The sequence below is a fragment of the Pseudomonas sp. 2995-3 genome (assembly GCF_002742565.1).
Taxonomy (GTDB): domain Bacteria; phylum Pseudomonadota; class Gammaproteobacteria; order Pseudomonadales; family Pseudomonadaceae; genus Aquipseudomonas; species Aquipseudomonas edaphica.
Genome location: NZ_LJSB01000235.1, coordinates 1 through 320 on the forward strand (window position 1 = coordinate 1; position 320 = coordinate 320).

At 39.4% G+C, this 320-nt stretch carries 1 protein-coding gene; it reads left to right on the forward strand.

All coding sequences use genetic code 11. From position 1 onward, the window contains the following. Positions 1-320: hypothetical protein (locus tag AOA62_RS32260; protein WP_218244161.1), on the forward strand; the 320-nt coding region annotated here is incomplete at both ends.

Here is a 320-nt window from a genome sequence, read left to right on the forward strand (position 1 = left end):
AATGTAACAGTTCGACTGGTAAATTACTTAGGAAATGTGAATGAAGTAACGGTTAGTTTTACTGGTAATTACGTACTAAATAATAGTATTCAAATAGAGAGTGGGAAGTCATATCGCTTGCGAAATGAATCAGGTTCCCTTGTACTACTTGACGGGGCGACACGCGTACAAACGGGAAGTGAACTGACTTTTGTGCCTCGTCTATATAATGAGGATCATCGGATTCGTATAAACAACCGTCCGTACCTCGGTACAATGCGTTTTATTCCAGAGGGATCTTTTGTAAGACCAATCAACATATTACCGGTTGAAGATTACTT